Consider the following 6,336-nt stretch of genomic DNA (forward strand, 5'->3'; position numbering starts at 1 on the left):
CCAGGGCATCCTCCAGGCCCCGGACCGGTTCGCCCTCTACACGGCGGTCCTCGACCTCCTCCGCCGCGCCGCCGAGGAGCGCCCGGTCCTGGTCTGCGTCGACGACGCCGACCAGCTCGACGCCCCCTCCCTGGAGGCCCTGTCCTTCGTCGCGCGTCGTCTGTCCGGGCTCCCCGTCTCGGCCGTGTTCACCGCCCGCGGCGGCCACGGCAAGCCCTCGGGCGGCGGCCACGGCGAGCCCGCCCCCGACACCCTCGTCCCCGGCGTCGCCGAACGCGTCCTCCCGCCCCTGGCAGAGCGCGCGGTCCACGACATCCTCACCGACCGGGCCCCCCTCACCCCGGCGTCGGGCGTGCGCACCGTCCTCGTCCGGGCGGCCCACGGCAACCCGGCGGTGGCCATCAGCCACCTGCGGTCCCTGTCCGACGTCCAACTGCGCGGGGAGGCGCCGCTCCCCGAACCGCTGCGCCTCCCCACCCGGTTGCGTTCCGCCCTGCTCACCGCCTACCGCGGACTCCCCGAGGAAGTGCGCCACCTCCTCCTCGTCGCCGCCCTGGCCACGGACCCCGGCGTGCGCCTGCTGACCGAGGCCGGCGGCAACCCCGACCTGACCGTCCACGACCTGGAACCCGCCGAGGAGCTCGGGCTGATCCGGGTCGAGGGCGCGATCGTCGTCTTCCCCGACCCCCTCGTCCGCGAGGCCATCGCCCAGGACGCCCCCGCGGGACGCCTGCGCGCGGTCCACGGCGCGCTCGCCGGCGCGATCGACCCGGAGTACGCCCCGATCGAGTTCTCCCGCCACGCCGCGGCCGGCGCGGGCGCCCCCGACGCCGGGCTCGCCGACGCCGTCGAGGCCGCCGCGTCGCGCGCCCAGCGGCTGGAGGGCCCGAGCGCCGCCTCCCACGCCCACGAGCGCGCCGCCCACCTGACCCCCGATCCCGATGTCCGCGCCTGCCGTCTGGCCACCGCCTCCTACCAGGCCTACTCGGGCGGCGGCACCGCCCGTGCGGCGCGCCTGCTCGACCAGGCCCGTCCGCTCGCCGTGTCCGACCGCCGCCGCGCGATCATCGACCTCGTCGACGCCCAGCTGTCCATGCGGGGCGGCAACGCCATCGACGCCGCCGAACGCCTGCTCGCCGTCGGCCGGGAGCTGATCGCGCACGACCGTGCCCTGGCCCTGCGCGCCCTGGTGCGCTCCGCGGACTCCGCGTCCCTGGCGGGCGACCCGGTCCGCCACGGCCGGGCCGCCGAGCTGGCCGTGCCCTTGGTGCGTCCCGACGACTCCGCGTCGATGCGCCTGGTCGCCGCCTTCCTCAAGGGGTGCGCCCTGTCCTTCCGGGGCGACTACGTGACCTCCACCCCGCTCCTGCGGGAGGCCGTGCGGCTGTCCGAGGGCATGGACAAGCCCTCCGAGCTCATCTGGGCGGGGGTCAGCGGGCTCCGGCTCGGGGACGCGCCGTTCGTGCGCGCGGTGACCACCCGGGCCGTGGACGTGGGCACCGCTCAGGGCGAGTACGCGATCGTACCGGCCGCACTCGGTTTCCAGGTCTTCTCCGAGTTCTGGAGCGGCCGTTTCCCCTCCGCGGCGGGGCACGCGCTCCACGGCCTCAGGGCGGCGCGCGAGTACGGGCAGCCGGTGTGGGCGACGCAGCACCTCGCCTCCCTGGCGATGATCGCCGCCATCCAGGGGGATGTCGACACCTGTCGTATCCGGGCGCGCGCGGTGACCACCCAGGCCGGGGAGAAGAGCCTCGGTCTTCCGGCCGCTCTGGCGGCCTGGGCGCTGGCCGTCCTGGAGCTGTCGCGCGGCAACGCGGCCGACGCCTTCTTCCGGCTGCGCGCCCTGGTCCACGCCGGTCCTGGGCACGGACACCCCACGATGCGCCTGCTCACAGCCCCGCACTTCGTGGAGGCGGCCACCAGGATGGGGGAGACCGAGTGGGCCCGCACCTCGCTGGCCGGTTACGAGCGGTGGGCGGAGGGGATCGGGAGCCCGAGCGCCCGAGCCCTGGCGGCGCGCGGCCGCGGGTTGCTGGCGACAGGGGACGAGGCCGCCGACCACTTCGAGAACGCGCTGGCCCTGCACCGGGAGAGCGGTGACGACGACGTCGAGCAGGCACGCACCCACCTGCTGTTCGGCGCCTTCCTGCGTCGAGCCCGCCTGCCCGGTCGGGCGCGCGAGCACCTGTACGACGCGGTGGAGTCCTTCGAGCGCTTCGGCGCGCGGCTCTGGGTCCGCCAGACGCGGGCCGAGTTGCGGGCGATCGGAACCGCCGAGCGCGACCCCGACGCGTCCGCCACCAGCGACCTGACCGCCCAACAGCAGCAGATCGCCCGGTTGGTCGCCGAGGGCGCGACCAACCGCGAGGTCGCCGCGCACATGTTCATCAGTCCGCGCACGGTCGAACACCATCTGCGCGGCATCTTCCGCAAGCTCAACATCAGATCCCGGGTGGATCTGGCCCGTCTCCTCAACTGACGCGGGGCGGGCTCCACACCCTCGGAGCCCGCCGCACGGCCCGAACCCCCCGGGGCACGCATCCCCACCGGCCCGGCCACGACGGAGTGGACGGGCACCCGACCCGTACCAACTGGTCGGTACGTACCTCCGGACGGCAACCGCGAGAGAGGCAGTCATGACAACGACCGCAGGCGATCAGCTCCTGAGCGCGGACGGGGTGACCGTGCGCTTCGGGGGCCTGACCGCCCTCGACGGCGTCGGACTCCGGGTCGCGCCCGGGACCGTCGTCGGGCTGATCGGGCCCAACGGTGCCGGTAAGACCACGCTGTTCAACGTCCTCTCCGGTGTCCTGCGCCCCAGCGCCGGGACACTCTCCTGGAAGGGGAGGCCCCAGCCCGGACGCGGCCCCCACCGCCTGGCCCGCTCCGGGATCTCCCGCACCTTCCAGGGGCTCAACCTCTTCGCGAACATGACGGTCCTGGACAACGTCGTCGCGGGCGCCGACCGCCTCGCGCGTGGCGGACCCCTGTCGATGGTCACCGGCCTGGGACGGCACCACCGGGACGAGCGCGCACTCCGGACACGCGCCCTGGCCACCCTCGACCGCTTCGGCGTGGCGGAGCACGCCCACCGCCTGCCCGGAACCCTGCCCTACGGGATCCAGAAGCAGGTCGCCCTGGCGCGTGCCTGCGTCAGCGATCCCGAACTCCTCCTTCTGGACGAACCGGCCAGCGGGCTGTCCGGACGGCAGATGGACACGCTGGCCGAGCAGATCCGCTCCTTGAGCCGAAACATGGCGGTCGTGCTCGTCGAGCACCACATGGACCTGGTCATGGACGTGTGCGACCACATCGTCGTGCTCGACTTCGGCCGGGTCATCTCCACCGGGACCCCCGACGAGGTCCGCGCCGATCCCGCCGTCACGCGCGCCTACCTCGGCGCCTCCGCCGACGGCCCCGACGCCGCCCCGGACACCGACCGGAGCGCCACCCCCACCGACGACGGAGCGGCCCGATGAGCACCGAACCCCTCCTGCGCGTGGACGACCTCCACGCCCACCACGGCGCCGTCCGGGCCCTCGACGACGTCTCGCTCGCCGTCCCCGCGCAGGGTATGTGCGCCGTCCTCGGCGCCAACGGCGCTGGCAAGACCACCCTCCTGCGCACGCTCACCGGCCTCCACCCGGCCACCTCCGGCCGGGTCCTGCTGGACGGGGAGGACCTCACCCGCCTGCCCGCGGAACGCGTCATCACCCGAGGGCTCGCCCATGTGCCGGAGGGCGGCGGCGTGATCGTCGAACTCACCGTCGAGGAGAACCTCCGACTGGGGGCGCTCTGGCGCTCCTCCCGGCGCGACACGGCGGCGATGGACGAGGTCATGGACCTCTTCCCACCGCTCGTCGAGCGCCGTCACCGGCTCGCCAGCACCCTGTCCGGGGGCGAGCGCCAGATGCTCGCCATCGGCCGCGCCCTCATGGCCAGGCCGCGTGTCCTGCTCCTGGACGAGCCCTCCCTCGGCCTGGCGCCCCTGGTCACCCAGAAGATCCTCACCCTCCTGCGCGACCTGCGCGACAGCACGGGGCTCACCGTCGTGCTCGTCGAGCAGAACGCCGCCGGGGCGCTGTCGGTCACCGACCACGGCTTCGTCCTGAACCAGGGCCGCGTGGTCACCGAGGGGAGTTCCGCCGAACTGCTCGCCGACGACCGCACGCGCCACGCCTACCTCGGCTTCTGAGGAGACCCCCATGACCCACTTCGTCAACCTGACCCTCAACGGGCTGGCGTCCGGGGCCGCCTACGCGGCGCTCGCGCTCTCCCTCGTCATCATCTACCAGGCGACGCGCCTGGTGAACTTCGCCCAACCGGCGCTCGCCCTGATATCGGTGTACACCGCCTACACCGTCACCCAGCTCACCGGCTCCTACTGGATCGGGTTCGCCGCGGCGCTCTCCGCCGGTCTGGTGGCCGGGGCGCTGGTGGAGCGGGTGATCATCCGGCCCATCGCGCGCACCTCGGAGCTCAACGCCGTCATCGTCACCCTCGGACTCCTCCTGGTCGTCCAGGGCGCGGTCGGGATGGTGTGGGGCAACGAGCAGCACGCGCTGGGCTACGCGTTCAGTTACGTGGGGCGCTTCTCCCCGGCCGACGCCTTCGCGCTCGCCTCGGTCGCCGCCGTGGCCGGGCTCCTGTTCGCCCTGTACCGGTTCACGCCGCTCGGACTGCGCATGCGCGCGGCGGCCTTCCACCCCGAGGCCGCCCGGCTCAGCGGGGTCAGGGTCGGGCTCATGCTGACCGTCGGCTGGGGCGTGGCCGCCTTCATCGGGGCCCTCGCGGGGATGCTCGCCGGCCCGCCCTTCATCTCCCCGAACGCCTTCGACGCCGTGTTCGTGTTCGGCATCACCGCCGCCGTGGTGGGCGGGCTCGACAGCCCCTTCGGCGCACTCCTGGGCGGGATGCTCATGGGCCTGGCCATGTCCTACGTGTCCGGCTACGTGGGGCCCGAGGTGGCCACGCTCGCCGCCCTGGCCGTCGTGGTCCTCGTCCTGAGCGTGCGCCCCGACGGAATCCTGTCCCGCCCGACCGCGCGAAAGGTGTAGCCGCCGTGACCTCACCCACCCGCGAGCGCGCCGAGCGCGCCCCCGCTCCCGTCCCGACCACACCGACCACCCCCGCCGACCGCTGGCGCGCCCTGCCCTCGCCCCTGCGGCACCTGCTGCTGGCCGTGCTCGCGCTCACCGGGGTGTGCGGCCTGGTGCTCGTCACCGGCGACCTGGCAGCCCTGCGGTTCGCCGCCGTCGGGTACACCCTGCTGGCCCTGGCCGGGCTCCAGCTCCTGGTCGGCGGCAGCGGCCAGATCTCCCTGGGCCACGGCGCGTTCCTGATGATCGGCGCCTACGGCATGGCACTGCTGGTCCTGCACCAGCCCATGCTGCCGCTGGCCGCCAACCTGGCGATCGTCGTCGCCGTGTCCGCCGTGGCCGGAGTCGCCGTCGGCACCGCGACGGCCCGGCTGCACGGCCCCTACCTGGCGGGCGCCACGCTCATCCTCGCCGTGGGGCTGCCGGGGCTGGCCCACCGCTACCACGAGGTCCTCGGCGGCAGCAACGGACTCAACATCCGGGCCGCGGGAGCGCCCCCCTTCCTCGAGGGGATCGTCAGCACCAGCGACTGGAGGGCCCTGGTCGTGTGGACGACCGTGCTGCTGGCCCTCACCGTGCTGGCCACGATCTCCTCCGGCCGTCTGGGCAGACGGATGCGGGCCGTCCGTGACGACGAGACCGCGGCGGCCATGGCGGGCGTCCCGGTCGGTTCGACCAAGGTGGCCGCGTTCGTCATCGCCTCCACCGCGGGCGGACTGGCCGGGGGCCTCCAGGCCTACGTGCTGGGCACCGTCACCCCCGGCAGCTTCACGCTCGCCCTGTCCCTGAGCCTGCTCGCCGCCCTGGTCCTGGGCGGGATCGGCGGCATGTGGGGCGCCCTCTGGGCCGCCCTCGCCCTCGTCTACTTCGAGGTGTGGGCGGCGGACCTGGCCGGCGCCCTCGACCTCGGGCGCGACGTCGAGAACAACCTCCCCGTGGTGTTCTTCGGCGTCGTCCTCATCCTCGTCCTGCGCTTCTGGCCCCTCGGGATCCAGGGCCTGGTCCAGCGCCTCCTCGAGCGACGCGGGTCCTCCGCGTCCGCGCCCACCCCCTGACGAAGGAGAACACCATGCGCATCCGCAAAGGAACGACGGCCGCCACGGCGGCGGCCCTGACCCCGGCCCTGCTGGCCACCGCGTGCACCGGCGCCGGTGAGGTGACCGAGGGCGACGCCGTCGACCTGGACGTCGCTCCGGGCGTCACGGACGACGCCGTCGTCATCGGCAGCCACCAACCC

The 6,336-nt window shown here is 74.3% G+C and carries 5 protein-coding genes and 1 pseudogene; all 6 read left to right on the forward strand.

Annotated features, from left to right (window positions below):
• A partial coding sequence (locus D471_RS0129915) for a helix-turn-helix transcriptional regulator (RefSeq protein ID WP_017602016.1) occupies positions 1 to 2,479 on the forward strand: 2,479 nt, incomplete at its 5' end.
• A 157-nt stretch (positions 2,480 to 2,636) separates the two neighbouring features.
• Positions 2,637 to 3,479, forward strand: coding sequence for an ABC transporter ATP-binding protein (locus D471_RS0129920; RefSeq protein WP_026128227.1), 843 nt, complete (start codon positions 2,637 to 2,639; stop codon positions 3,477 to 3,479).
• Positions 3,476 to 4,195, forward strand: a complete 720-nt coding sequence (locus tag D471_RS0129925; RefSeq protein WP_017602018.1) for an ABC transporter ATP-binding protein — start codon at positions 3,476 to 3,478, stop codon at positions 4,193 to 4,195. Before D471_RS0129920 ends, D471_RS0129925 begins: the two co-directional genes overlap by 4 nt.
• Before the next feature lie 10 nt (positions 4,196 to 4,205).
• The gene (locus D471_RS0129930; protein WP_017602019.1) at positions 4,206 to 5,057 is read left to right on the forward strand and encodes a branched-chain amino acid ABC transporter permease; all 852 of its coding nucleotides are present in this window, start codon (positions 4,206 to 4,208) and stop codon (positions 5,055 to 5,057) included.
• A gap of 5 nt (positions 5,058 to 5,062) precedes the next feature.
• Complete coding sequence (locus D471_RS0129935; protein WP_017602020.1) at positions 5,063 to 6,154, forward strand: branched-chain amino acid ABC transporter permease; 1,092 nt, start codon at positions 5,063 to 5,065, stop codon at positions 6,152 to 6,154.
• Positions 6,155 to 6,168: 14 nt separating this feature from the next.
• Positions 6,169 to 6,336: pseudogene (locus D471_RS42190) on the forward strand (ABC transporter substrate-binding protein); the annotation flags it as partial.

It is taken from the genome of Nocardiopsis lucentensis DSM 44048, from assembly GCF_000341125.1.
Classification (GTDB): Bacteria; Actinomycetota; Actinomycetes; order Streptosporangiales; family Streptosporangiaceae; genus Nocardiopsis; species Nocardiopsis lucentensis.

Bases quoted from the DNA above. Each gene is read 5' to 3' on its own strand.
- D471_RS0129930 (WP_017602019.1), top strand. From the start codon at position 4,206: ATGACCCACTTCGTCAACCTGACCCTCAACGGGCTGGCGTCCGGGGCC.
- D471_RS0129920 (WP_026128227.1), top strand. From the start codon at position 2,637: ATGACAACGACCGCAGGCGATCAGCTCCTGAGCGCGGACGGGGTGACC.
- D471_RS0129925 (WP_017602018.1), top strand. From the start codon at position 3,476: ATGAGCACCGAACCCCTCCTGCGCGTGGACGACCTCCACGCCCACCAC.